The organism is uncultured Roseobacter sp. (genome assembly GCF_947501835.1).
Lineage (GTDB): Bacteria > Pseudomonadota > Alphaproteobacteria > Rhodobacterales > Rhodobacteraceae > Roseobacter.
Genome location: NZ_CANMXR010000001.1, coordinates 258,014 through 282,983 on the forward strand (window position 1 = coordinate 258,014; position 24,970 = coordinate 282,983).

The following is a 24,970-nucleotide window of genomic DNA, read 5'->3' on the forward strand; positions in this document are numbered from 1 at the left end:
CCTAGCCTTTCTCGAACCGATCGGCGACCAGCCGGTCCAGCGCCCGCACACCCCAGCCTGTTGCCCCTTTCGGAGCCAGTTTGGTCGGCGATTTCAGCGAGGCAACCCCGGCGATATCAAGGTGAATCCACGGGACATCCTTTTTCACGAAGCGCTGCAGGAATTGCGCCGCCGTAATCGACCCGCCCGGACGCCCGCCAATGTTTTTCATATCGGCGATGGGGGATTTCAGCATGTCGTCATAGGCCTGCCCAAGGGGCATGCGCCACGCGCCTTCCTGCTCCGCTTCAGCCGCTTTCAGGAAGGCATTGCAAAGCGTGTCATCATTGGAGAAAACACCGGCATTTTCATGACCCAAACCGATGATGATGGCCCCCGTGAGGGTCGCCAGATCAATCATGCCCGCTGGCTCAAACCGCTCCTGCGCGTACCACATCACATCGCAGAGCACCAAGCGCCCTTCGGCATCCGTGTTCAGGATTTCAACGGTGTCCCCCTTCATCGAGCGAACAACATCACCGGGACGAATGGCGGTGCCGGAGGGCATGTTTTCCACCAGGCCCACAAGACCCACGACGTTTGCTTTGGCCTTGCGCAGTGCAAGCGCGCGCATCGCCCCCGCCACCGTGCCTGCGCCGCCCATGTCCATGGTCATGTCTTCCATGCCTGCCGAGGGTTTCAGGCTGATGCCACCGGTGTCAAAGACCACGCCCTTGCCGATCAGTGCCAGGGGTGCCGCGCCCTCTGCGCCGCCGTTCCATTGCATCACCACAACCTTGGAGGGGCTGGCAGAGCCCTGCCCCACGGCCAGAAGCGTGCGCATGCCCAGTTCTTCGAGCTTGTCCTCTTCCAGCACCTCGACCTTGAGGCCCAGGGCTTTCATCTCGACCAGCCGGTCGGCGAATTCGGTTGTGGTCAGAATATTTGCCGGTTCATTGACCAGATCGCGGGTCATGAAGATCCCATCAGCAGCGGCCAGCAACGGCGCAGCCGCAGCCTCAACGCCGCTTGGATCATTGCACATCACCTCGATGGCCCCTTCGGCAGCCTCATCCGATGTCTTGTGATCGCGGAACTGGTAGTCACGCAAAACGGCGCCCTGTACCACATGCGCAGCCCGGCGCGCCGATCCGACCGCCAGCAGCAAATCCGCCTTGCCGCGTTTGCTGCCCAAAACGGCGCCAGCATTGCGCGCGGCGTTTTCCGGTGCCGACCGCGGCAGGCACAGCACGTCCACCGCCTCTGCCGCCATACCAGCAGGATAGGCCAGCGTCAGGCTGTCGCCTTCCTTCAGGCCCTTCTCGACCCGCGCCTCCAATGCCCGTTTCAGCGCCCCTTTGCTCAGCCGGTTGACCCGGCGCCCGGCGACATCCAGTTTGCCCGCCTCATCCACGATCAGCCCGATGCGACCCGCGTGATCCGACAGACGTTCAATATCGGTTTCGGAGAATGTAACGGCGGTGAGCGTGGTCATCGGGGCAGCCTTTCCAAAATGGGGTTCCCCACCGACCTAGCGCGCTCCTTCGCCAATGACCAGATAGCAGTTTTACAGCAGCAAAGATTGGTCTATCGTCGCCCATAGGCAAGAGTGCGGGCAAAAGGGGGCCGATGTGAGCAGAATCGACAGATATGTCCTGTCGCAATTGCTCATCCTGTTTGGGTTTTTCTCCCTCGTATTGGTGGCGGTTTTCTGGATCAACCGGGCGGTTGTGCTCTTTGACCGGCTGATCAGCGACGGGCAATCGGCGCTGGTGTTTCTGGAATTCACGGCGCTGGGTCTGCCGAAGTTGATCACCACGGTGCTGCCGATCTCCGCCTTTGCCGCGACCGTCTATGTCACCAACAGGCTGAACAACGAAAGCGAACTGACGGTGATGCAAGCCACAGGATCGAGCCCCTACCGTCTGGCACGACCGGTCCTCGCCTTTGGTGTCATCGTGTTTTTGATGTCCTCCACGTTGCAGCACGTCCTGTTGCCGCTGGCGCTGGGACAGCTGAGCGAACGTGAGGCGGAGATTTCACAAAACGCCACCTCCCGCCTGCTGACCGAAGGTGCGTTCCTGCACCCGTCAAGCGCGGTGACGTTCTACGCCGGTGAAATCAGCGAAGACGGTGTTCTACGCGATGTCTTTCTCTCCGATGGCCGCAAACCCGAAGAAGGGGTCATCTATACTGCCGCCGAAGCCTACCTGATCCGCAATCAGGATCTGACCACACTGATCATGCTCGACGGCATGGCCCAGCGTCTCAGCACGGAAAGCAACCGGTTGGCCACGGCCAATTTTCAGGATTTCTCCTTCGATATCAGCTCTCTGGTGCGCAACGATGCCTCGCCAATCCAGATCGCCCGCAACATGACCACGCCTGAGCTGATGATGTCCTATAAGGACCTGTCAAAAGATACCGGACAATCCGCCGGGCATCTGGCCGAAGAATTTCACTCCCGCTTTGCCGAGCCCCTGTTTTGCATCGTCGCGGCGATGATTGGTTTTACCACCCTGCTGATCGGCGGCTACTCCCGCTTTGGTGTCTGGCGTGAGGTGGTGATCGCTTTCGGGCTGTTGCTGCTGATCAACGGCGCGCGCTCCACAATGCAGAACCCGGTGCGTAGCGATGCCAGCCTCTGGCCGCTGCTGTATCTGCCGGTGATCTTCGGCACGCTGCTGGCATTCGCCATGCTGTGGTATGTGGCCCGACCGAGATGGCGGCGACGCAATGCAGCGCCCATAGCGGGGGCGCCTGCATGATTTTGCATCTCTACTTTGCCCGCCGCTTCGCGATGAGTTTCCTCGTATTGACGGCGGTTCTGTTTTCCCTGGTCGCACTGGTGGATCTGGTGGATCAGACGCGCGGATTCAGCGACTTTGATATCAGCTTTGGGCGCATTGTCGGTCTCACCCTGCTCAATGCCCCCCAGACGGTGAATGAGATTTTGCCGTTGATCATGATCCTTGCGACCATCGCGCTCTTCATCGGTTTGGCCCGCTCCTCGGAGCTTGTTGCAACACGTGCCGCGGGCCGGTCCGCCCTGCGCGCGCTTGTGGCCCCGGTGATTGTGGCGCTGATCATTGGGGGCCTGGCCGTGAGCATGCTGAACCCGATCGTCGCAGCCACCTCGAAGCGGTACAGCGAGCTGGCGGAGAGCTACCGGACCGGGGGCGCCTCCACCCTCTCGATTTCCGGTGAGGGCCTATGGCTGCGCCAGGGCGATGAGACCGGTCAATCTGTAATTCGCGCCTTGCGCTCCAACGCGGATGCCTCGGTGCTCTATGATGTCACCATCATTACTTACGCGCCTGGCCAGGGCCCCGTCCGCCGGATCGCTGCCCAAAGTGCTGCCCTGCAGGACGGCGGCTGGGTGCTGCGCAATGCCAAGCTTTGGCATTTGAAAGCCGGCTGGAATTCCGAAGCCAATGCGGAGCGTCACGATGAGCTCTTTGTCCCCTCCAGCCTGACGCTGGAACGCATTCGCGAAAGTTTCGCCCGCCCCAGCGCCATCTCGATCTGGAAGCTGCCAGAGTTCATCGAGCAGTTGGACCAGGCCGGGTTTTCGTCGCGCCAGCACCGGGTCTGGTTTCAGTCCGAATTGGCCCGTCCGCTGTTTTTGATGTCGATGGTTCTGGTTGCGAGCGCGTTCACCATGCGCCATACCCGTTTTGGGGGGACCGGCATCGCAGTGCTGGCCGCGGTACTTTTGGGGTTTGGTTTGTATTTCATTCGCAGCTTCGCGCAAATTCTGGGCGAAAACGGGCAGATCCCGATTTATCTGGCAGCCTGGGCGACACCTGTTGCTGCGGTGCTGCTTGCCTTAGGTCTCTTGCTGCACGCAGAGGATGGTTAGCCTCGTGGTGCGCGCGTTTGTTGCATGTCTCTTCCTGATCTGGCCGGTGATCTCATGGGCGCAGGGTGCGGACCCCGATGCGGTACCGGCAGTGTTGATCGCCGATGAGCTCTTTATCACCAATGACCGCGAGTTGGTGGCGCGCGGGAATGTCGAAGCGTTTCAGGGCACAACCCGCATCACCGCCCGCGAAATACGCTACAACCGAGACAGCGGTGCGCTGACCATTGACGGTCCCATCACCCTGCAGGATGGCGAGGGGGTCACCATATTGGCCTCCGCTGCCGAATTGGATGCCACGCTGAAAACCGGCCTTCTGACGAGCGCCCGCCTGGTGCTGGAAGATCAGCTGCAACTCGCAGCCGTGCAGATTCAACGGGTGAACGGGCGCTACAGCCAGCTTTACAAAACCGCCGTCACCTCATGCCGGATCTGCGACGACGGGCGTCCGCCGCTCTGGCAAATCCGCGCAAAACGGGTGGTGCATGACAAAGAGGAGCAACAGCTTTACTTTGATCAGGCCCAGTTCATGATCCTGAACGTCCCGGTGTTCTACATCCCGCAACTCCGGTTGCCTGACCCGACGCTGGAACGTGCGACCGGGTTCCTGATCCCCTCGCTGCGGACCACTTCCGAATTGGGCACAGGCATCAAGATCCCGTATTTCATCGCACTGCGTGATGACCGGGATCTCACGGTCACGCCTTATATCTCGTCCAGCACACGCACGCTGGAACTGCGGTACCGTCAGGCTTTTGTCAAAGGACGTATCGAATTCAATGGTGCGATCAGCCGTGATGATGAACGCCCAGGCGAAACGCGCGGCTACATTTTCGGCAATGGGCAGTTTTCGCTCAGAAATGATTTCCGTCTCGATTTTGACGTCGAGATCACTTCGGACGATTCATATCTGCGGAATTACGATTATTCGGAAAAAGACCGCCTGGACAGCGCCATCACCATCAGCCGCGCGCGGCGGGACGAATTCATCTCCGGCAGCGTAATTGCCTTCAAGTCACTGCGCGACGATGACATCAATGCCGAGCTGCCGACGATTGTTGCCGATGGCATTTATGAAACGCGGTATTTCCCGACCACAATTGGCGGCGAGCTGCGCCTGGACCTCGATGCGCATAGCCACTACCGCTATTCGGATGATGATATTGTCGGGCGCGATGTTTCCCGTTTCAGCGCCGAAGCAGATTGGCTGCGCAGCTGGACCCTGGCCTACGGTCTGCGCGCAGAGCTTTCTCTTGGCGCCAGCGCCGATCTGTTCAACATCACCCAAGACAGCACTGTGCCGCAAAACCAGACCCAGTTAAGCCCCCATGGCACCGTCGCCCTGCGCTACCCGATGTCACGCAGCAGCTCGGGCGGCGTCACCGAGCTTCTGGAACCTATCGTGCAGCTCGCCTGGACGGGGGGCGACCGGCTCGACATTCCCAATGAGGAAAGCACCCGGGTCGAGTTTGACGGCGGCAACCTGATTTCGCTGTCGCGGTTTCCCGAACCTGACCGCCGCGAACGCGGTCGGGCCACGGCCATCGGCGTAAACTGGGCCCGCTTTGATCCCAACGGGTTTGATACCTCCCTGACCCTCGGACAGGTGCTGCGTGACGAGGCGGATACGGCCTTTACCGACACCTCCGGTCTCACCGGGACGTCATCAAGCTATCTGGTGGCGGGACAGATTAAGTCGCAGGACACCTGGGCCATCACCGCCCGCACCCTTTTTGACGATGACTTCGACTTTGCCAAAGCCGAGATCCGCGGCGATTTCGGCAACCGTCGCACCCGCCTTGGCGGCAGCTATGTCTGGCTGACCAAGGACATCGAGGAGGAGCGCGCCGAAAGCATCGCCGAGATTTCGCTCGATGGCTCTTACCGGGTTGACAAATACTGGACCGCCTCCGCCGACTGGCGCTACGACATCTCACTGGATAGGGCGGCCAACGCCGGGCTTGGTGTGACCTATAACAATGAATGCGTATCGGTTCAGTTCTCCGTCAATCGCAGCTATGCGACCTCTCAAAGCCTTGCGCCTTCAACGTCTTTGGGCTTATCCATCGGGCTACGCGGGTTTTCAGCGAAAAAAGGCACCGAAACTTACACAAGAACATGCGGGAAATAAGAAAAATGAGCGCATCGAGCAGTATCAGACATATTTTGGCCGCCCTTTGTGCCCTGGCACTGCCCGGCCCAACGGTGGCACAGGGCCTCTTTGACCCGGTTGTGGTGGTCAATGACGCTGTTGTGACCGAATTCGAAGTCGAGCAGCGCCAGACCTTCATGCGCTTTCTCAACGCCCCGGGCTCCAACCGTCAGGATGTGATCGACACACTGGTGGACGAGCGCCTGCAAGCGCAGGCCATCGCCTCCTCCGGTCTGGAGATGACCGAGGAAGGCATTGATGCAGGTCTGACTGAATTTGCCGGGCGGGCCGATATGGATAAGGATCAGTTCATCGCGGTTTTGGGCCAAAACGGTGTGGCCGAAGAGAGCTTTCGCAGCTTTGTTGAAGTTGGCATCGCCTGGCGGGAGCTGATCTCCGCGCGTTTTGGGTCCCGTGTCGAGATCTCCGAAGAGGAGATCGACCGGGCGCTCGGGTCGACAACCGGCACCACCGGGATCCGGGTGCTTGTGTCCGAGATCATCATTCCGGCCCCGCCGGAGCGCAAGGCGGACGTCGACCAGCTGGCGCAAGAGATCGCGCAATCCCAATCGCAGGATGAATTCTCGGACTATGCCCGCGAGTTTTCCGCAACCGCCTCCCGCGAGGCGGGCGGCCGCCTGCCCTGGCAGGACCTGAACAGGCTGCCCGCAGCCCTGCGCCCAATCCTGCTGTCTCTGGCACCGGGTGAGATCACTGACCCGCTCACCATCCCGAATGCCGTGGCGCTTTTCCAGTTGCGCGGGATCGAAGAAACCGGGGCGCCGACACAGGAATTCGTCGCCATCGAATACGCGGCCTATTACATCCCCGGCGGGCGCACCCCTGCGGGTCTCTCGGCGGCGCAAAAACTGCAGGCGCAGGTGGATCAATGCGATGACCTCTACGGTATCGCCCAAGGCCAACCTGAGGAAATCCTCGATCGTACCACCCTGCCGCCCGCGGAAATTCCGCAAGACATTGCCCTTGAGCTCAGCAAGCTAGATCCCGGCGAAGTCTCAACGGCCTTGACGCGCAACAATGGTCAGACGCTGGTCTTTCTGATGATGTGTGGACGCACCGCCGCGGTGAACGAGGATGTTGCGCGTGAAGACGCCGCGCGCGCCCTGCGCTCTGCCCGGATCACCACCTATGCCGAAGGTTTCCTCGATCAGCTGCGCGCAGATGCCCGTATCGTGACCCCATGACAGGGGCCGCGGCGCCGGTTGTCATCAGTTGCGGCGAACCTGCCGGGATCGGCCCGGAAATCGCCGCCCGCGCCTGGGCAGAGCTGAAGGGCAAGGTGCCTCTGGCCTGGATGGGCGACCCGCGCCATCTGCCAACCGGCACCCCCTTCGAGGTCATCACAACCCCTGCCGCCGCAGCAGATGTCGGGCAAGACGTCTTGCCGGTGCTGCATCACGCCTTTCCCAATCCCACCACGCCCGGCTCGCCCGATCCGGCCAATGCGCAGGGGGTGATCGACGTGATTGCCGCCTGCGTCGATCTTGTGAAAGACGGGGCGGCCTCGGCGCTGTGTACCGCGCCGATCCACAAGAAGGCGCTGATCGACGGCGCAGATTTCGCCTACCCCGGTCACACGGAATATCTTGCCGCTCTGGCAGGCGGGGCGCGCGCGGTGATGATGCTGGCCTCCGACGCGCTGCGCGTTGTTCCCGCAACCATCCATATCGCGCTGGAAGACGTCCCCACCACCCTCACCCCGGCGCTGCTGCGCGAAACGATTGAGATCACCGAGACTGCGTTGCGTGACCGCTTCGGCATAGCAACGCCGCGGATCGCCGTTGCCGGGTTGAACCCGCATGCGGGCGAAGGGGGCGCCATGGGCCGACAGGAGCTGGACTGGATCGAGGCCTTGATCGCAGATATGACGCGCGAGGGGCGCGAACTGCGCGGCCCGCTGCCCGCCGATACGATGTTTCACGCCGCCGCGCGCCGCAGCTATGATGCCGCCATTGCGATGTACCACGATCAGGCCCTGATCCCGATCAAGACGCTCGATTTCGACAAGGGGGTGAATGTGACGCTGGGCCTGCCTTTCGTGCGGACGTCACCGGACCATGGCACCGCCTTTGACATAGCGGGTAAAGGGGTGGCCAACCCCACCAGCATGATCGAGGCGATCAAACTGGCGGCCAAAATGGCCAGACCGGGCTGAGCCATGGCGACAATCGATACCCTGCCCCCCTTGCGCGACGTGATCCGCGCCCATGACCTGCAGGCCCGCAAATCGATGGGCCAGAATTTCCTGCTGGATTTGAACCTCACCGCCAAGATCGCGCGCCAGGCCGGAGATCTGACCGGGTGCGATGTGCTGGAGATCGGCCCCGGCCCGGGGGGCCTGACGCGCGGTCTGCTCTCCGAAGGCGCCCGCCATGTGCTGGCGATTGAAAAGGACGCCCGCTGCCTGCCCGCGCTGGCCGAGATCGCAGCTGTCTATCCGGGTCGCTTGAAGGTGCTGGAGGGCGACGCGTTGGAGATCGATCCGCTAAGCCATCTGAGCCCACCGATCCGCGTGGCCGCGAACCTGCCTTACAATGTCGGGACCGAACTGCTGGTGCGCTGGCTAACCCCGAAAGACTGGCCGCCCTTCTGGCAAAGCCTGACGTTGATGTTCCAACGCGAGGTGGCCGAGCGGATCGTGGCGCAACCGGGCAGCAAGACCTACGGGCGTCTGGCCATTCTCGCGCAATGGCGGGCCGAGGCGCGGATCGTTCTGCAACTGCCGCCCGAGGCTTTCACGCCGCCTCCCAAGGTCTCCAGCTCCGTCGTACATCTCGATGCCCTGCCGACACCGCGCTACCCTGCGGATGCAGCCGTGCTAAGCCGTGTCGTCGCTGCTGCCTTCAACCAGCGGCGCAAGATGCTGCGCGCGGCCCTGAAGGGCATCGCACCGGATATCGAAGATCGCCTGCAGGCCGCCGGGTTGAAACCAACCGACCGTGCCGAACAGATCCCCCTCGAAGGGTTCTGCGCGCTGGCCCGCGTCATTGCCGCCAAATAAAAACCCCGGGGACATCCCGGGGTTTGTGCTTGCTGTCTATTCCGCCGCCTTGGGCGCGTCATCGCCGCCGGGCGGGTCCTCATTCACGGCTTCCGGCTTTGGCCGCGGCTTGCGGCGCGGCTGCCGTTTGGGTTTGGGCTGGCTTTCCGGTGTCTCCACCAGATTGCTGTCCCCCTCGGCAACAGGTGCGTCACCCTGCGGTTGGGCCGCCTGCTGCTCTGTCGCCTGATTGGCCTCGCGTTCCTGACGCTCGGCGCGCTCACGGTCGCGTTCCGCCTGGCGTTCGCGGTTCTGGCGGTCCTGCTCCTCCCGGCGCGCTTCGATCTCACGCTGCGCCTCCGAGAGCATGCGGGTGTAGTGTTCCGCGTGTTGCTGAAAGTTCTCCGCCGCCACGCGGTCATTGCTCAGCTGTGCATCGCGCGCCAGCTGATTGTATTTCTCGATGATCTGCTGCGGCGTGCCGCGCACTTTGCCTTCCGGGCCCGAACTGTCGAACACGCGGTTGACGACGTTGCCGCCTTGATTGCCTTGGGACCGGTTGCGGTTGCTCTTCGAGCGGGACCGGGATCTCGATGATTTCATGAAGTTCGCTCAGCCTTCGTGCTGTGGATCGTGTGACCGGATGCGCCATGCGCTTTTGGGAAACCGGGGTGTCGATATGTTGGGCTTAACGCCGCGCGGGACCGCTCTTTGGAGCATCCACCGCTGCAACACCCTTGAATAAGCACGGCGCGCGCATTGCTGCAAGGGGTAATGGCGGATTTTACGCAGATTTACGGTTTTTTCCTGCGTTTTCAGGCCCCGTTACCCCGGTTTCGAGGCCACGACAACGCGATCCCGCCCGCCCAGATCGGGGAGAATCGCCACCTCCCCCCAACCCTGTGCTGTGAAGATGCCAGAGACGCTGCGCCCCTGCTTCCAGCCAATTTCAACCATAACGCGACCCTGGGCATTCAGATACCCTTGGGCCTCCGCCGCGATCACCCGGTAGGCGGTCAAGCCATCACCCTCATCGGTCAGCGCCAGACGCGGTTCGTGGTCGCGCAATTCGGGCTGCACCTCGTCCATTTCAGCCGCCGCCAGATAGGGTGGGTTCGATACGATCAGATCAAAGCGCCCGTCCACATCGGCAAACCAGTCGGACTGCACAATCTGCGCCCGCCCGGCCACATCGTGACGCGCGGCATTGGCGCTGGCGTGCAAACAAGCGGCTTCGCTGATGTCGACACCAACCCCTTCGGCGTCCGCGCGCTCCGCCAGCAAGGTCACCAGAATGCAGCCTGATCCAGTGCCCAGATCCAGCACCCGGTCAAAGGGTTCCGACAGCGCCACCTCGATCAACGCTTCCGTCTCCGGGCGCGGGTCGAGCACATCGCGGCTGATGTCAAAGGACCGTCCGTAAAACTCCCGCGCGCCGATCAACTGTGACACCGGCACACGCACCGCCCGCAGCGCGATCAGATTGTCATAACGCTCCGCAATCTCCGGCGCGATATCCTCGGGCGCAATGAGCGTCACCCGCGCCGCATCGACCTTGGCCGCATGGGCCAGCAACACCCGTGCATCCCGCGCCGGATCCGGCACCCCCGCAGCCCGCAGCCGTGCCATCGCCGCAACCATGGCCTCGGCCGCTGTCACTGCCCCATCTCCGCCATCAGGCGCGCCTGCGCATCCGCCGTCAGCGCGTCGACGATCTCATCCAGATCGCCCTGCATCACTGCGTCCAGCCGGTAGAGCGTCAGGTTGATGCGGTGATCGGTCATGCGCCCTTGCGGGAAATTATAAGTTCTGATCCGCTCTGAGCGATCCCCCGACCCCACCTGTGCCGCCCGATCTGCGGAGCGTTCGCTGTCCACCCGGTTCCTTTCGGCATCATAGAGCCGCGCCTTAAGCACCTGCATCGCGATCTCACGGTTGCGGTGCTGGGACTTTTCCGAGCTGGTCACCACGATGCCCGTGGGCAGATGGGTGATGCGCACGGCGGAATCGGTGGTGTTCACGTGCTGCCCGCCAGCACCGGAGGACCGCATGGTATCGATCCGCAGATCATTTGTGTCGATCTGGATGTCCACATCTTCGGCTTCTGGCAGCACGGCGACCGTGGCCGCCGAGGTATGAATACGCCCCCCGCTCTCGGTGCTGGGCACCCGCTGCACCCGGTGCACGCCGCTCTCATACTTCAGCCGGGCGAACACATCCTGACCTTTGACATGCGCGACCAATTCCTTGATCCCGCCCAACTCGGTCTCCTGCAACTCGATGATCTCGAATTGCCATCCCTTGGCCTCCGCATACCGCTGGTACATCCGCAACAGGTCTCCGGCAAAAAGCGCGGCCTCATCCCCGCCCGTCCCGGGCCGGATCTCCAGCATCGCCGGTTTGGCATCCGCCTTGTCCTTGGGCAAAAGCGCCAGCTGCAGATCGGCCTCTGCCTCGGGCAGTGCCGCCTTGATCCGCGGGATCTCTTCCTGCGCAAGCGCCGCCATATCCGGGTCGGACAGCATGTCTTGCGCGTCCTCAAGATCGCTCTGCAATTGCTGATAGGTCGCGATCTGTTCAACCACCGGGCGCAGGTCGGAATACTCCTTGGCCAGCGTCGCAATATCCGCCGCAGGGTCGCCCGCCGCCATCGCCGCCTCAAGATACTGAAAGCGGGCCGTAATCTGTTCTAATCGCTCGCGTGGGATCATGCCGTTCTGTCCGATATTGAAAGCCGTTGGTCAAGACCCGCAGTCATGCTAATATTTTCGCCATGAAACGATTGAGCCTGCTTCTGATTTGGGCCGCGCTGCCTGGCGTGGCGGACGTCACCTACCCCGGTGGCAAGACAGTGGAGTGTTATTGTACGGATAAATCGGGCACACGCATCGAATTGGGACAAACCATTTGCCTGCAGGTGGACGGGCGCATGTTCATGGCGCAGTGCCAGATGTCGCTGAACGTGCCCATGTGGCGCGAAGTACAGCAAGGCTGCCTCTCATCCTCCCTGGACCGCGGCGATCAGCCCCTCCAGTCGTTTGCGGTTGACGCCCAGATCTGACGCACCAAAACGCAAGCGCCCGAAAATCCTGACCTCATCCGCGCGCAATTCCACGGTGGTCGCATCCGGGAACCCGAAAACCGCGGAGCGGGTCACATAGGTCACGCGCCCCTCTTCCACCGACCCGGCCAATACCTGCGTGCGGGGCAATGCGCGCATCTGCTGATCGATCGCCCGAAAAAGCGCGTCGCCGCCGGCCAGCACCCGCACCGCACCGACGGGCAAATCCTGATCGGCCTGCACCTCTACCGGCTGATGCCAGCGCGCGGGATCCATCGGCGACAACCGCACATATGCCATCCACCCCAAAATCAACACCGCCAGGGCAAGCCCGATCATCTTTCGCACTCCAAAGCTTCTTCTGGCCACAAATATCCCCCGCGGAGCGTCCCTCGGCCTCAGCGGTACTTCACGCCCGGTAGAACGCACAACAGCTCAAAGAGCAGGTTCGCCGCCACCAGCGCCGTATTGCCGGAGGTGTCATAAGGGGGCGAGACCTCCACCAGGTCGCAGCCCACGATGTTGAGCCCCTTCAGGGCCCGGATCAGCTCCATCGCCTGCGCCGTGCTCAGCCCGCCAATCTCCGGCGTGCCGGTGCCGGGCGCAAAGGCCGGATCCAGGCTGTCGATATCATAGCTGACATAGACCGGCACGTCCGGCCCGATATCGCGGCGTATTTCGCCGCCCAGCGTTGCAAGGCTCCGGTGCCACAGCTCCTGCGCCGGGAATTGCTGGAACCCCCAGCCCTGCGCTTCGGTGAAGTCCGACGCCGTGTAGCCGGTGCCGCGCAGCCCGATCTGATAGGTCTTCTCCGGGATCAGCAACCCCTCTTCATGCGCCCGCCGAAACACCGTGCCGTGGGTTTCACGCTCGCCAAACATCTCATCGTTCACATCTGCATGGGCATCGACATGCACCAGCGCCAAAGGTCCGTGCCGCCGATGCATCGCGCGCAAAATCGGCAGGGTGATCGAATGATCGCCACCAATGGCCATCGGCATCGCGTCATAATTCAGGATCGCGTCATAGCTTTGCTCAATGATCTTCAAACTCTTTTCCAATGAGAAGGTATTGATGGCCAGATCGCCGATATCGGCCATCTGCAGACTGTCAAAGGGTGCAGCCCCCGTGCCCATGTGATAGGGCCGGATCATCGCGGATTGCGACCGCACCTCCTTGGGGCCAAACCTCGTGCCAGACCGCCACGACGTACCAATGTCCATCGGCACCCCCAGAAACGCGACATCCAGGCCCTTGAGATCATTTACAAAGGGCAGCCGCATAAAACTGCCCGGGCCGGAAAACCGCGCCAGGTCATTGCCGCTGATCGGTTGGTTCTTTGTGCTCATCTTTACGCCTCTTCACGCATCCGCCAGCCCAGCAGGCTGAGAATTTCCGTCGCCACATGGGCGCCTGCAATGGCTGTCGCCCCGGTGGTGTCAAAGGGCGGCGACACCTCGACCACGTCGCCGCCGCGGATGTTGATGCCCGCCAGATCGCGCAGCATCATCGCCGCCTGCGCCGAGGTCAGCCCGCCCCAGACCGGCGTGCCCGTGCCAGGCGCATAGGCCGGGTCCAATGCGTCAATGTCGAAACTCAGGTAACAGGGGCGGTCGCCCAGAATGGTCTTGATCTTGTCCACCACCGCCGCCGGGCCGGTTTCATGCACCTCACGCGCGTCGATGATGTTCACGCCGAGGGTATCGGCATTGGTTGTGCGGATGCCAACCTGAACCGAGGTGGCCGGGTCCACGATCCCGGATTTCACCGCCTTGTAGAACATCGTGCCGTGATCGACGCGGGTGAAATCATCGTCCACCCAGGTATCGGTATGGGCATCGAACTGCAGCAGGCTGAGGGGGCCGTATTGCGCCGCATAGGCCTTCAGGATCGGGAAGCTGATGTAGTGGTCGCCGCCCAACACAACGCTTGCCGCACCGGCCTCAAGAATACCGCGAATATGCGCCGTCAAAGCGTCTGGAAAATCCGGGATATTGGCATAATCAAAGGCCAGATCACCGTAATCGACAATCGCGCGTTCGCTCAGCACGTCAAAGGGCCAGCCATAGGGTGCATCCGGCGCCTGCAGGGTCGAGGCTTCGCGGATGGCGCGCGGCCCCAAACGGGTGCCGGGACGGTTGGTCACCGCCTGATCAAAAGGCACGCCCGTGACCGCGATATCCACGCCAGTAAGGTCCTTGGTGTATTTGCGCCGCAGAAATGAAACCGCGCCGCCAAAGGTCAGCTCAAAGCTGGGGCCTTTCAGGTCGTCACGCGTGAAGGCATGATCCATCTGCTTCTTGGCATCTTCCAGTGCCATGGGTCAGGTCCCGGCGACAGGCTGCGCCCGCTCCACCAATCGCGCGAAGAAAGACGCGCCGATGGGCGCGATCTCGTCATTGAAATTGTACTTGGGATGGTGCACGCCCGCCGTGTCGCCCTGCCCCAGCATCAGGTAGGCCCCGGGTCGCGCCTCCAGCATGTAGGAAAAATCCTCCGCCCCCATCACCGGGTCGATATCGGTTTTGACCCCCGCCTCACCGGCCACCTCATCCGCCACTTCTGCCGCGAAATCGACCTGTGCGGCGTGGTTCACCGTGGGCGGATAGCCGAATTCAAACTCGAGCGTCGCCTCAAGCCCAAAACTTGCGGCCTGACCGGCGATGATCTCCTCCATGCGTTTGATCACCATCGCCTGCACATCCTTCTTGAACGTGCGCACGGTTCCATTGATGTAGCAGGTCTCCGGGATCACATTATCCGTTGTCCCAGTGTGGATCTGTGTGGTGGAGATTACCAGCGAATCCATCGGGTTACGGTTGCGGCTGATGATGGTCTGCAACCCCTGCACGATGGAACATGCCGCCACCACCGGGTCCACCGCATCATGCGGGCGTGCGGCATGCCCGCCCTTACCGGTGATCCGAATGTGGAACGTGTCCGCGGCCGCCATGATCGGGCCAGCACGGGTGCTGAAACTGCCGAAATCCTTTCCCGGCGCGTTGTGAATGGCGTAGACTTGGCTCACGTCGAAAGTCTCCATGATGCCTTCCTGCACCATCACCTCGCCACCGCCGCCGAACTCTTCGGCCGGCTGAAAGATCAGCGCCACCCGGCCCGCAAAATTGCGTGTCTCGGCCAGGTATTTCGCCGCCCCCAGCAACATCGCCGTATGCCCATCATGCCCACACGCATGCATCTTGCCGTCATGGGTGGAGGCATAGGCGAGCCCGGTCTCTTCGCCAATCGGCAGCCCGTCCATATCCGCGCGCAGCCCGATGGTCGGCCCCTCGCCCTGCCCGTTGATGATCGCCACCATCCCGGTTTTTGCGATCCCCTCGTGCAATTCGTCAACGCCAAATTCACGCAGACGCTCGGCCACGAAACGGGCGGTCTGATGGCATTCCAGTCCCAGCTCCGGGATCCTGTGCAGGTGTTGGCGCCAGGCGGCCATATCCGCACTCATATCAGCGATCCGGTTTACCACGGGCATGGGGTGGACTCCTTGTGGAATTGTTTGTCAGGTGCTTGTGACACGACAGATGGGCACGCTGCAATGGTTGACGACCTGATCCACGACCGCAATGCGGGAATTGAACGTTTGCTGGAAATCATGCGGCGCCTGCGAGACCCCGAGACCGGCTGCCCCTGGGACATCGAGCAAAATTTCGACACTATCGCCCCCTATACTATTGAAGAGGCTTATGAAGTCGCCGATGCGATTCAGCGCAACGACTGGCAGGAGCTGGAAGGTGAACTGGGCGATTTGCTGCTGCAAACCGTCTACCACACCGCGATGGGCGAAGAAGCCGGGCATTTCACCTTTGAAACGGTGGTGCGGGCAATCTCCGACAAGATGGTCGCCCGCCACCCGCATGTCTTTGGTGATGCCTCCCGGGACAAATCCGCGGATCAGCAGAGCGCCGATTGGGAAGCCATCAAGGCGTCGGAGCGCGCGGGGAAAGCGCAGCAAGGTACGCTGGACGGTGTCGCCATTGGCCTGCCCGCCCTCTTGCGCGCATTCAAGCTGCAAAAAAGGGCTGCGCGCGTGGGGTTTGACTGGCCCTCGACCCGCGAGGTGCTCGACAAGATCACCGAGGAAGCGGCGGAGCTGGTGGAGGCCAGGGACAGGCTTACACAGCAGGAGGTGGAAGAGGAATTTGGCGATCTGCTGTTTGTGATGGCAAACCTCGGGCGGCATCTGGGGCTGGATCCAGAGGCGGCGTTGCGCGCTGCCAATGCCAAGTTCACGCGCCGGTTCGAAGGTGTTGAAGCGCTGCTGGCGGAACGGGGAAAAACCCCCGTAGAGAGTGATTTACAAGAGATGGATGCGCTTTGGGACGCGGTGAAGGCCTCTGAGCGTCAGAAGATGTAAACCAACCATTCTGTTTATCTGCGTCCTGTAATGCCGCGGAGAGACGCGAAACATCGAGCTGATGAGTTCGGATAGGGACTCGCAATGTCGCATCGCATCTTTCGGGATGAACTTTGGGTAGCAGCTGGTTCGCGGTGAGATCCCGTGATGCGGGTGGCGTCGGCCCTACAGCGCATCGCGGGCTTTGCACATGGGCGCAGCTCTGCGCAGGTAAAGCTGACCATCTGGACAAATTCCCACCAGCTTGCGAGTGTCGCGCTCACGAGAATCTGGAGCTGGCATGTCCCCCCGAAAAGTCATCATTGATACCGACCCCGGTCAGGACGATGCGGTCGCCTTGCTACTGGCCTTGGCCAGCCCCGAGGATATCAACGTTCTTGGCATCACCTGTGTTGCGGGCAATGTGCCGCTCGCCCTGACATCTAAAAACGCACTTATGATCTGTGAGTTAGCAGGCAAAGTTGATGTGCCTGTATATGCCGGATGCGACCGGCCTCTTGGGCGGGAGCTGGTGACGGCAGAACATGTGCACGGCGAAACCGGATTGAATGGCCCGGTCCTGCCGGACCCTGAAATGGCGCTGCAGAGCGGTAATGCGGTAGACTTCATCATTGAGACTTTGCGGCGCGAAAAACCGGGCGCGGTGACCCTTTGTGCATTGGGACCGCTTACCAATCTCGCAAAAGCTTTGAAAAAAGCACCTGATATCGCAGATCGTGTTCAAGAAATCGTGTTGATGGGCGGTGCGTATTTTGAAGTGGGCAATATCACCCCAACCGCAGAATTCAACATTTATGTCGATCCACAAGCAGCTGATATCGTTTTTAAATCCGGGATTTTCATTGTTGTGATGTCGCTTGATGTGACGCATAAGGCCTTGGTGACCAACGCCCGCAATGAGGCTTTCAGAGCCCTGGGCACACCCGTTGGCAAAGCCGTTGCCGATATGACCGACTTTTTTGAACGTTTCGACAAGGAAAAATACGACTCCGAAGGCGCGCCGCTGCATGACCCTTGCGTCACCGCCTATCTGATTGATCCTGAACTCTTTTCCGGGCGTCACGTGAATGTGGAGATTGAAACCCAATCTGAATTAACGATGGGTATGACGGTCGTGGATTGGTGGGATGTGACGGATCGGCCCTCAAATGCGCTTTTCATGGGGGACATTGATGCTGACGGATTTTTCGCATTGTTGACTGATAGATTGGCAAGGTTGTGAGCGCCGCCCTAACCCTGGCAACACCCGATCATCTGGAAAAGCTGGACGCGCTGGTTGCTGCCTTTCACCTTGAAAGCGGCATTTCGATAGATACCGACGCACGACGCGCTGGCGTTATGCCCCTGCTGGAGGGGTCTCCGCATGGCGCGGCTTATCTGATCGGTCCGCCCAGAGCACCCATCGGCTATATCGTTGTGACCTTTGGCTGGTCCTTGGAATATGGCGGGCTTGATGGGTTTATTGACGAAATCTACGTACGCCCCGGGGTGCGGGGGCGCGGCATCGCATCTGAGACCCTGCAAAGCCTGCCGCGCGCTTTGGCGGGTGCCGGTCTGAAAGCACTGCATTTGGAGGTCGACCGGGATGCGGAGAACACGCAGAAGCTTTACACACGCGCAGGATTTTCCCCGCGGTCGAAATACATGCTGATGACTCGAAAATTGTGACTAGTTTGCAAACTTCACTCTTTCGATTTGCAAACTTCCAATTCACTTTGCAAATCCGCCAGACCCCTTTGCAAAGTCCGATCTACTGGCGCGGCAAGCGGCGAAGACCTATATCCACCCCATGACACTGACCGCCCCCTTCGATAACACATATGCGCGTCTGCCCGCAGCCTTCTACACCAGGCTTGACCCAAAGCCGGTGAAGGCACCTCAGCTTCTGGTCTACAACGAGGCACTTGGCGACATCCTTGGGCTTTCTGCCGCCTCGGAGGAAGCGCAGGCCGCGGTATTTTCAGGTGTCAGCGTTCCGGAAGGTGCTTCGCCCCTCGCGCAACTCTACGCAGGGCATCAATTTGGGTCTTTCAATCCACAGCTTGGCGACGGTCGTGCTTTGCTATTGGGTGAGGTCGTTGGCACCGACGGCATCCGCCGCGACATCCAGCTCAAGGGCTCCGGCCCCACGCCCTATTCCCGCATGGGCGACGGGCGCGCCTGGCTTGGCCCGGTGCTGCGGGAATATGTGGTGTCCGAAGCGATGCATGCGCTTGGCATTCCCACCACACGTGCGCTTGCAGCGACCCTGACCGGCGAAGACATCATCCGCGAAACTGTCCTTCCCGGGGCGGTGCTGACACGGGTGGCACAAAGTCACCTGCGCGTCGGCACGTTTCAAGTCTTTGCCCACCGCGGTCAGCGCGCGGAGCTGAAACAGCTCACCGATTACGCGATTGAACGGCACTATCCGGAGGCGGATGGCCCAATGGGCCTCTTACGCGAAGTTTGCAAGGCGCAGGCCGATCTGGTTGCCGCCTGGATGTCCGTTGGCTTCATCCACGGCGTGATGAACACGGACAACTGCACCATTTCCGGCGAAACAATCGACTATGGTCCCTGCGCTTTTATCGATGATTATCATTCGGATACAGTGTTTAGTTCGATCGATCAAACAGGCCGCTACGCCTATTCCAATCAGCCGCGCATCATCGTTTGGAACATGGCGCAACTGGCGACATCGCTCTTGCAGCAATATGATGATCCGCAAAGCATGGTGGCGGCGGCGACGGAAATCGTGCACGCCATGCCGGCGCAGATCGAAGCGGCCTGGCTTAAGCGATTTGGCGCAAAACTGGGCCTTGCCAATCCAACGCCTGAAGATGCGGCAATGGTTGAGCGGCTGCTGGCCCTGATGCAAGAGGAAGGTGCGGATTTCACCAATACATTCGATGCGCTGGCCCGTGGTGAGGCCCGCGACCAGTTTCTGGATCGCGACGCTTTTGACCTTTGGGCCAAAGATTGGCGCGCGCGGGTGGCAGATGAAGATACCGCCCAGGCCCTCATGCAACAAGCGTCCCCCCGGATCATCCCGCGCAACCACCGGATCGAAGAGATGATCGCCGCCGCCGTGGCCGGCGACTATGCCCCGTTCGAGCGGCTGATGCAGGCGCTGGCGGACCCGTTCAACACCGATGATGCGGAGTTGATGCGCGCGCCCACCAAAGAACAACGTGTGCCTGCAACCTTTTGCGGGACCTGACTTCAGGCGGTCTTGGGTCGCCGGTTGATCAGATAGATGCCCGCGGCCACCAACACCAAGGCAGCCCAGACCTTTGGCCCCACGTCCTCGTTCAAGAGCAACCAGCCCAGGATCACTGCGAACACCGGCGATAGAAAGCTGAAGGAAGCCACTGAGGACGCGGGATAGATCGACATCAGCCAGAACCACGCCAGAAAGCCGAGGCTTGCAACGGCGATGATCTGAAACAGCAGGCCAGCAATATGGATCGGCTGCAGATCGCGGATGAAATCACCGAAAAACGCGGCGGCGACCAGCAATATCGGCGCAGAGACCAGGACCTGAAACATCAACTGCTGCGCGGGAGGCACGGTGCTGAGCGGTGTGATCTTGACGCAGAGCGCAATACCCGCCCAGCAGATAGCGGAGATCAGCGCCAGAATATCGCCGGTCAGGCTGGCCGTGGCATCGCTGCGATCCAGCAGCGCCAGCGCGACCCCACCCATGGCCAGAACCAAACCGATGCTGCGCAGCCCCGTCATCCGATCCGACGGGATCAGGAAATGACTGGCGATCGCCAGCCAGACCGGCATCGAATAGAAAATGACCGAGGCGCGGCTGACGGTGGTGAAATCGAGCGCCGTGAAAAGACACATGAATTCCAGCCCGAAGAGGCATCCTGACAGAATACCGGCGGGCAGCGCCTCGCGCGGCACATTCAGCGTCACACCGCGCAGCCGCATCCAAATCAGCAGCACAATGACCGCCCCGGCAGACCGCAATCCGGCGGCGAAAACCGGGCCAAATCCACCATTGGTCAGCTTGATCACCACCTGATTGAACGCCAGATGCAGCGCAAAGGCGATCAGGGCAGCCGCGCCAAAGGCATCCATATGCGATTTCTTTTCCATCCCGCAAAAGGGCGGTGCCGCCCGCGGAATGTCAATCACCTGCGGCATCAGTTTCAACCGGCCTGATGGCAAAAAGGTGCTGCTTGCGGATAATTCCCCTTACGGCGATGGCAAATGATGGCACACTCGCCGCGTGTACATTGAAAACATTGGGGGGATTTTCAAAAATGAGTTTGATGAAGACATTGGCCAAGGTGGCCATCGGTGTGGCCGTGGCCAAGGGCGCGCAAAGCATGATGAAGGGCGGCGGCGGTGGCCTTGGCGGCATGATGCGCGACGCAGGCGCCCGTGTGGGCGGCCAGCGATCAGCCAGCAGCGGCGGGGATCTACAGGATATGCTGGGCGGACTGCTCGGGGGCACCACCGGCGCGGGATCAGCCGGGGGATTGCCGGGAGGGCTTGGCGGCCTGCTGGAAAACCTTGGCGGCACCCAGGGCGGCGGCGGTTTGCAAGGGATGTTGACGGGACTCGCGGGTGGCGCCGGTGCGGGCGGTTTGCTGGGGGCTTTGACCGGTCAGGCGCAAAGGCGACCGCAGACCAGCACGGCAAGTTTTGGCGAGGTGTTGAACTCATCCTTTGACGCGACGCCCCAACCAGAAATCGAACCCAGCGCCGATCAGGAAGCCGCTGCGGCCCTGATGCTGCGGGCGATGATCCAGGCGGCCAAGTCAGACGGCAAGCTGGATGATGCCGAGCGTGAGAAGCTTTTGGGTCAGCTCGGCGACGAGGTGGATGCGGAAGAGGCCGCTTTTGTCCAGGCCGAACTGCAGGCACCGGTGGATGTTGAAGGACTGGTCGAGCAAACACCGCGCGGCATGGAAAGTCAGGTCTACGCAATGTCGGTTCTGGGCATCAATCTCGATGATCAAGCCGAAGCGCAATATCTGCACAAACTGGCGCAGACCTACGGGCTGGACGCGCGCGCGGTAAACGATATCCACGATCAGCTGGGCGCGCCATCGCTTTATACCTGAAAACCGATACCTGAACACGAAAACGGCGGCGTTCCTGGCACGCCGCCGTCATTCTCATCCTGAACGCTGGCTTCAGGCGGCGCGCTGACCGCCACCACCCGGCTTGCCACCCCGGCGACGTCTGCGGCCACCACCGGGTTTCTTGCCCTGCGGTTGCTGACCGCCGGTACCGGCGCCGCCGCCCTGCGGACGCCCTCCGCGTCCCCGACCCCGTCCGCGACCTTTCGGTTTGGTGCCTTCGGGAATGTCCATCGCTTCCCAGGGCCGTCCGGATCCTACAGGGATCGCAACGCCCATGGTTTTCTGAATGGCCTTCAATTCGCCCATCTCGTCAGGAGCGCAAAAGGCAATCGCAGCCCCGTCTTTGCCCGCCCGCGCGGTGCGTCCGATCCGGTGCACGTAGTTGTCCGGCACATTCGGCAGGTCGTAGTTGTAGACGTGTTTCACATCGGGAATATCGAGACCACGCGCCGCCACATCCGTGGCCACCAGCACCTTGATCTCCCCGGATTTGAAGGCGGCAATCGCCCGGTCCCGCTGGCCCTGTGATTTGTTGCCATGGATTGACCCGGCGGCATAACCCGCCTTCACCAGCGTCTTCATCAGCTTTTCAGAGCCGTGTTTGGTGCGGCCAAAGACCAGCGCCCGTTCGTCGCGATGCTTGTCCAGCATCTCGATCAGCAGCCCGGCTTTTTCGGATTTCGCGATGAAGTGTACTTCCTGCGTGACCTTATCCGCGGCCTTGCCGGGGGGTGACACTTCCACACGAATGGGGCTGCGCAGATAGCTTTGCGCCAATTCGTTCATCTGCTTTGGCATCGTGGCCGAAAACAGCATGGTCTGGCGGTCCTTGGGGATCACGTTCGCGATCTTGCGCAGATCATGGATAAAGCCCATGTCCAGCATCTGATCCGCCTCGTCGAGCACCAGGAACACCGCCTCGTCAAGCCGCACGGCGCGCCGGTCCATCAGGTCGAGCAACCGCCCGGGCGTGGCCACCAGCAGGTCGACACCCCGCTCCAGCCGCTTGATCTGGTTGTTGATCGACTGGCCGCCCACAACCATCGCCACCTTGATCTGCGTTTTCTGGGCAAAACCGCGCAAGTTCACGCTGATCTGCGTCGCCAGTTCGCGCGTGGGCGCCAACACCAGCCCGCGCACGGATTTGGGCGCAGGGCGCCCTTCAAGTTCCAGCATCTGCGCCACCAGCGGCACGCCAAAGGCAGCCGTCTTGCCGGTGCCGGTCTGCGCCAGACCCATCACATCCCGCCCGTTCAGTGCGTGCGGGATTGCCTGTTTCTGGATGGGGGTCGGATCCTTCAGACCCATTTCATTCAGGCGCGCCACCAGTTTCGGTGGCAGATCCATCATGTCAAAATCGCTCATTCAATTCTTTCCAGCATACCATGTAGGTACACCATTATTCTTGCTGTGCCGCATCGGGCACCGCTTGGGACACGCAAAACGGATCGCAAGCGAGGCCAAATGCCTGCACCTGTCCGCAGCGTCTGGACCCACGCGTGATTTTGGGAACACAAAGCGCGCCTTTCGGAATTATGCGCCGCTTGCGGGTGTTTCCCGGGGCGCTCATGACTGCTCACGCGGCAGAAGGCATCGCTTGAGATGGCACATGGGGGTTTATGCCCCGGAAGTCAACCGAAAGCTTCAAAACGCGTCTGGATGCTGATGCGAAATACCGTTAAACCTGCAGGCCAGAAATCAAGGGCACCGGCATGAGCAAATCCATCATCAAACGCTGCGAAGCGAAAGGCCTGCGCATGACGGGTCAGCGGCGCGTGATTGCCCAGGTGCTGGAAGACAGCGACGATCACCCCGATGTCGAAGAGCTCTATGCCCGTGCCTCTGCCATCGACGCGGGCATATCGATTGCGACCGTCTACCGGACGGTGAAGCTATTCGAAGAGGCGGGCATTCTGGACAAGTTGGAGTTCGGCGACGGTCGAGCCCGCTACGAGGATGCCGAGCGGGATCATCATGATCACCTGATCGATATGAATTCCGGCGAGGTCATCGAATTCGTCGATGCCGAAATCGAGGAATTACAGGACCGCATCGCGCGCAAACTGGGCTATGAACTGCGCGGTCACCGGTTGGAGCTTTACGGCGTACCGCTGAAAAAGCGCTGAACTCCTCCGGTCGCACGGCCCGGGCCGGCCTTCTTAGCGTCAATTCTCCCACAGCAGTCCATTCCGCCATCTGCAAGCGCGTCCATCAGGACGCGATGTCCCTCAGGTACTCCTCCGCGTAAACCCCAAGTCTCTCCAGATTATCCTCAAAGAACTCGCCCTCCCCGATGAGCAGGCGCTGGAAGGAGGCTTTCTTGCGCGCGCTCAGCTCCCAGGCTTCGTCAAAGACAACGGTGTTCGCCTCATTCACCACTGTCTCCCCCGTGGCCATGTTCAGCGTCTTGTGGATCTTGTCATAGTTGGCGGCATGGGTACTCGCAAAGACGTTGATGTTGAAATCCAGCTCTCCGCGTTTGTATTCCGCTCTGCGTTGCGCCAGCAAATCGCTACGTAGGATTTCCACTTCCTCTTCGGTCATGGAGTCGACCACACCTGTCGGATCGCGCGTCCCCTCGGAGAACGTAATGAAGTCCTCCCCGCGCGACATCTCAACAGCCTTTTTTATGGCTCCGATCTGACCATCCACCAGCGTATTTATCTGGTACTCCACCAGTTCTTCGGTGCTCATTTCGACGTATTTTTCACCGAAAAGAATAGAACCCGCGCCTTTCAAGCTGGCGGCGTCCTGTGTTGCAAGGGCCGAGATAATGGAAAACTTGAGCTCAAGGAGGCCGGCGTCGCGGGTCTCCTCGGACAGTCCCCGCATCTGCTCATTTGTGAGATCGGTGTATTTGGTACTCTCCGGCAACTTGTCCTCCGGCTCAAACTCCAGATCCGTTTCGACCATCTGACGAAACGTCGCTCCGATGGTTTCCAACTCATTGTTGATCAGGGAGTGGATGGTATCCAGTATCCTCTGCGTGGTCTCCGAGAAGGCAACGGCGGGTGTCGGACCGATGCGCGGATCACTATAAATACCCGTCATTTCTGTTGTCTCGGCGGGCGCAAAACGGCTGGCTGGTCCAGGTGGGCCAACGGAAGGCTCAACCGTGGCCCCTGAAGCGGCCCCTTGAAACAAGGACAGCGTATAGGAATTCAAAGACTGGCTAACCTGCATGACATCCCTCGCAACGCACCGGACCACAAACCTTCCAACGAAGTTGGTCAAAGCATCTGCGCTCAAGGGTTAACAGCGCACGAATTCTGCACTGTCAAAATGATCGCAAATTTCGGCACTTTTTTCGTTGCGCGCGCCACGCGCGACCTTCCCCACCGGCGATGCCTGAATGCTGATGCGCAGAAGGCCGCAGCCGTCAGATCAAAACATGCCGCCCCACCCTTTCGCCGGATGCTGCGCCAGATTGACCCTGGCCTGAATTTCTGAAAG

The 24,970-nt window shown here is 60.9% G+C and carries 25 protein-coding genes; 14 read left to right on the top strand and 11 right to left on the bottom strand.

Annotated elements, in window-relative coordinates; translation table 11 throughout:
* Position 1 precedes the first annotated feature (1 nt).
* Positions 2 to 1,474, bottom strand: coding sequence for a leucyl aminopeptidase (locus Q1A20_RS01235; protein ID WP_299915588.1), 1,473 nt, complete (start codon positions 1,472 to 1,474; stop codon positions 2 to 4).
* Between the two features lie 136 nt (positions 1,475 to 1,610).
* Between Q1A20_RS01235 and lptF the strand changes: the two genes are divergently transcribed.
* The 6 genes from lptF to rsmA are packed head-to-tail and all read left to right on the top strand — an operon-like array spanning position 1,611 to position 9,015.
* Positions 1,611 to 2,747, top strand: a complete 1,137-nt coding sequence (gene lptF, locus Q1A20_RS01240) for an LPS export ABC transporter permease LptF (protein ID WP_299404430.1) — start codon at positions 1,611 to 1,613, stop codon at positions 2,745 to 2,747.
* On the top strand, positions 2,744 to 3,841 hold the full coding sequence (gene lptG / locus Q1A20_RS01245; RefSeq protein ID WP_299404428.1) for an LPS export ABC transporter permease LptG: 1,098 nt from the start codon (positions 2,744 to 2,746) through the stop codon (positions 3,839 to 3,841). Before lptF ends, lptG begins: the two co-directional genes overlap by 4 nt.
* A 4-nt stretch (positions 3,842 to 3,845) precedes the next feature.
* Positions 3,846 to 5,972: an LPS assembly protein LptD gene (locus tag Q1A20_RS01250; RefSeq protein WP_299915589.1), complete on the top strand. Its 2,127-nt coding sequence runs from the start codon at positions 3,846 to 3,848 to the stop codon at positions 5,970 to 5,972.
* A gap of 5 nt (positions 5,973 to 5,977) precedes the next feature.
* Positions 5,978 to 7,198, top strand: a complete 1,221-nt coding sequence (locus tag Q1A20_RS01255; protein ID WP_299915590.1) for a peptidylprolyl isomerase — start codon at positions 5,978 to 5,980, stop codon at positions 7,196 to 7,198.
* Positions 7,195 to 8,169, top strand: coding sequence for a 4-hydroxythreonine-4-phosphate dehydrogenase PdxA (gene pdxA, locus Q1A20_RS01260; RefSeq protein ID WP_299915591.1), 975 nt, complete (start codon positions 7,195 to 7,197; stop codon positions 8,167 to 8,169). Before Q1A20_RS01255 ends, pdxA begins: the two co-directional genes overlap by 4 nt.
* A 3-nt stretch (positions 8,170 to 8,172) precedes the next feature.
* Positions 8,173 to 9,015 carry a 16S rRNA (adenine(1518)-N(6)/adenine(1519)-N(6))-dimethyltransferase RsmA gene (gene rsmA / locus Q1A20_RS01265; protein WP_299404417.1) on the top strand — a complete coding sequence of 281 codons (843 nt, stop codon included), beginning with the start codon at positions 8,173 to 8,175 and terminating at the stop codon, positions 9,013 to 9,015.
* A gap of 36 nt (positions 9,016 to 9,051) precedes the next feature.
* Here the strand turns inward: rsmA and Q1A20_RS01270 are convergent, their stop codons facing one another.
* The 3 genes from Q1A20_RS01270 to prfA all read right to left on the bottom strand — a co-directional run bounded on the left by Q1A20_RS01270 (position 9,052) and on the right by prfA (position 11,705).
* Entirely contained in the window at positions 9,052 to 9,597 is a 546-nt protein-coding gene (locus Q1A20_RS01270) for a DUF4167 domain-containing protein (RefSeq protein WP_299404414.1), read from the bottom strand.
* Between the two features lie 222 nt (positions 9,598 to 9,819).
* Positions 9,820 to 10,635, bottom strand: a complete 816-nt coding sequence (gene prmC, locus Q1A20_RS01275) for a peptide chain release factor N(5)-glutamine methyltransferase (protein WP_299915991.1) — start codon at positions 10,633 to 10,635, stop codon at positions 9,820 to 9,822.
* A gap of 14 nt (positions 10,636 to 10,649) precedes the next feature.
* Positions 10,650 to 11,705 carry a peptide chain release factor 1 gene (gene prfA, locus Q1A20_RS01280; protein ID WP_298969744.1) on the bottom strand — a complete coding sequence of 352 codons (1,056 nt, stop codon included), beginning with the start codon at positions 11,703 to 11,705 and terminating at the stop codon, positions 10,650 to 10,652.
* Positions 11,706 to 11,767: 62 nt separating this feature from the next.
* On the opposite strand from prfA, the gene Q1A20_RS01285 reads away from it, so the two are divergent.
* Complete coding sequence (locus Q1A20_RS01285; protein ID WP_299498917.1) at positions 11,768 to 12,055, top strand: hypothetical protein; 288 nt, start codon at positions 11,768 to 11,770, stop codon at positions 12,053 to 12,055.
* Here the strand turns inward: Q1A20_RS01285 and Q1A20_RS01290 are convergent.
* Genes Q1A20_RS01290 through Q1A20_RS01305 form a run of 4 tightly spaced genes read right to left on the bottom strand, consistent with a single transcriptional unit; the run spans position 11,993 to position 15,548 of the window.
* Positions 11,993 to 12,394, bottom strand: coding sequence for a DUF1499 domain-containing protein (locus Q1A20_RS01290; protein WP_299915593.1), 402 nt, complete (start codon positions 12,392 to 12,394; stop codon positions 11,993 to 11,995). The genes Q1A20_RS01285 and Q1A20_RS01290 overlap by 63 nt on opposite strands.
* Before the next feature lie 59 nt (positions 12,395 to 12,453).
* The gene (speB, locus tag Q1A20_RS01295; RefSeq protein WP_299915594.1) at positions 12,454 to 13,404 is read right to left on the bottom strand and encodes an agmatinase; all 951 of its coding nucleotides are present in this window, start codon (positions 13,402 to 13,404) and stop codon (positions 12,454 to 12,456) included.
* Positions 13,405 to 13,406: 2 nt separating this feature from the next.
* Complete coding sequence (gene speB, locus Q1A20_RS01300) at positions 13,407 to 14,375, bottom strand: agmatinase (RefSeq protein ID WP_299915595.1); 969 nt, start codon at positions 14,373 to 14,375, stop codon at positions 13,407 to 13,409.
* A 3-nt stretch (positions 14,376 to 14,378) separates the two neighbouring features.
* Entirely contained in the window at positions 14,379 to 15,548 is a 1,170-nt protein-coding gene (locus Q1A20_RS01305; RefSeq protein ID WP_299404398.1) for a M20 aminoacylase family protein, read from the bottom strand.
* Between the two features lie 63 nt (positions 15,549 to 15,611).
* Here Q1A20_RS01305 and mazG point away from each other — a divergent pair, with 63 nt between their 5' ends.
* The 4 genes from mazG (at position 15,612) to Q1A20_RS01325 (ending at position 19,632) form a co-directional block, all read left to right on the top strand.
* Positions 15,612 to 16,430, top strand: a complete 819-nt coding sequence (mazG, locus tag Q1A20_RS01310; RefSeq protein WP_299404396.1) for a nucleoside triphosphate pyrophosphohydrolase — start codon at positions 15,612 to 15,614, stop codon at positions 16,428 to 16,430.
* Between the two features lie 280 nt (positions 16,431 to 16,710).
* Positions 16,711 to 17,652 (top strand): nucleoside hydrolase, encoded by a 942-nt coding sequence (locus Q1A20_RS01315; protein WP_299404393.1) that lies wholly within the window; start codon positions 16,711 to 16,713, stop codon positions 17,650 to 17,652.
* Positions 17,649 to 18,098, top strand: a complete 450-nt coding sequence (locus Q1A20_RS01320) for an N-acetyltransferase (protein ID WP_299404391.1) — start codon at positions 17,649 to 17,651, stop codon at positions 18,096 to 18,098. The genes Q1A20_RS01315 and Q1A20_RS01320 overlap by 4 nt, the downstream gene beginning before the upstream one ends.
* A gap of 121 nt (positions 18,099 to 18,219) precedes the next feature.
* Positions 18,220 to 19,632 carry a YdiU family protein gene (locus Q1A20_RS01325; RefSeq protein ID WP_299404388.1) on the top strand — a complete coding sequence of 471 codons (1,413 nt, stop codon included), beginning with the start codon at positions 18,220 to 18,222 and terminating at the stop codon, positions 19,630 to 19,632.
* A 2-nt stretch (positions 19,633 to 19,634) separates the two neighbouring features.
* Here Q1A20_RS01325 and Q1A20_RS01330 read toward each other — a convergent pair whose 3' ends face one another.
* Positions 19,635 to 20,522, bottom strand: a complete 888-nt coding sequence (locus Q1A20_RS01330; RefSeq protein WP_299405143.1) for a DMT family transporter — start codon at positions 20,520 to 20,522, stop codon at positions 19,635 to 19,637.
* 167 nt (positions 20,523 to 20,689) lie between these two features.
* Between Q1A20_RS01330 and Q1A20_RS01335 the strand changes: the two genes are divergently transcribed.
* Positions 20,690 to 21,496, top strand: a complete 807-nt coding sequence (locus Q1A20_RS01335; protein WP_299404387.1) for a tellurite resistance TerB family protein — start codon at positions 20,690 to 20,692, stop codon at positions 21,494 to 21,496.
* A 72-nt stretch (positions 21,497 to 21,568) separates the two neighbouring features.
* On the opposite strand, the gene Q1A20_RS01340 is transcribed toward Q1A20_RS01335, so the two are convergent.
* Complete coding sequence (locus Q1A20_RS01340; RefSeq protein ID WP_299404385.1) at positions 21,569 to 22,882, bottom strand: DEAD/DEAH box helicase; 1,314 nt, start codon at positions 22,880 to 22,882, stop codon at positions 21,569 to 21,571.
* 347 nt (positions 22,883 to 23,229) lie between these two features.
* Here Q1A20_RS01340 and Q1A20_RS01345 point away from each other — a divergent pair, with 347 nt between their 5' ends.
* Entirely contained in the window at positions 23,230 to 23,643 is a 414-nt protein-coding gene (locus Q1A20_RS01345) for a Fur family transcriptional regulator (protein WP_298969757.1), read from the top strand.
* Positions 23,644 to 23,728: 85 nt separating this feature from the next.
* Here Q1A20_RS01345 and Q1A20_RS01350 read toward each other — a convergent pair whose 3' ends face one another.
* Complete coding sequence (locus tag Q1A20_RS01350) at positions 23,729 to 24,568, bottom strand: hypothetical protein (RefSeq protein WP_299404383.1); 840 nt, start codon at positions 24,566 to 24,568, stop codon at positions 23,729 to 23,731.
* An 84-nt stretch (positions 24,569 to 24,652) separates the two neighbouring features.
* On the opposite strand from Q1A20_RS01350, the gene Q1A20_RS01355 reads away from it, so the two are divergent.
* A complete protein-coding gene (locus tag Q1A20_RS01355; protein WP_299404382.1) occupies positions 24,653 to 24,967 on the top strand; it encodes a hypothetical protein in 315 nt (104 codons plus the stop codon).
* The last annotated feature ends 3 nt before the right edge of the window (positions 24,968 to 24,970 follow it).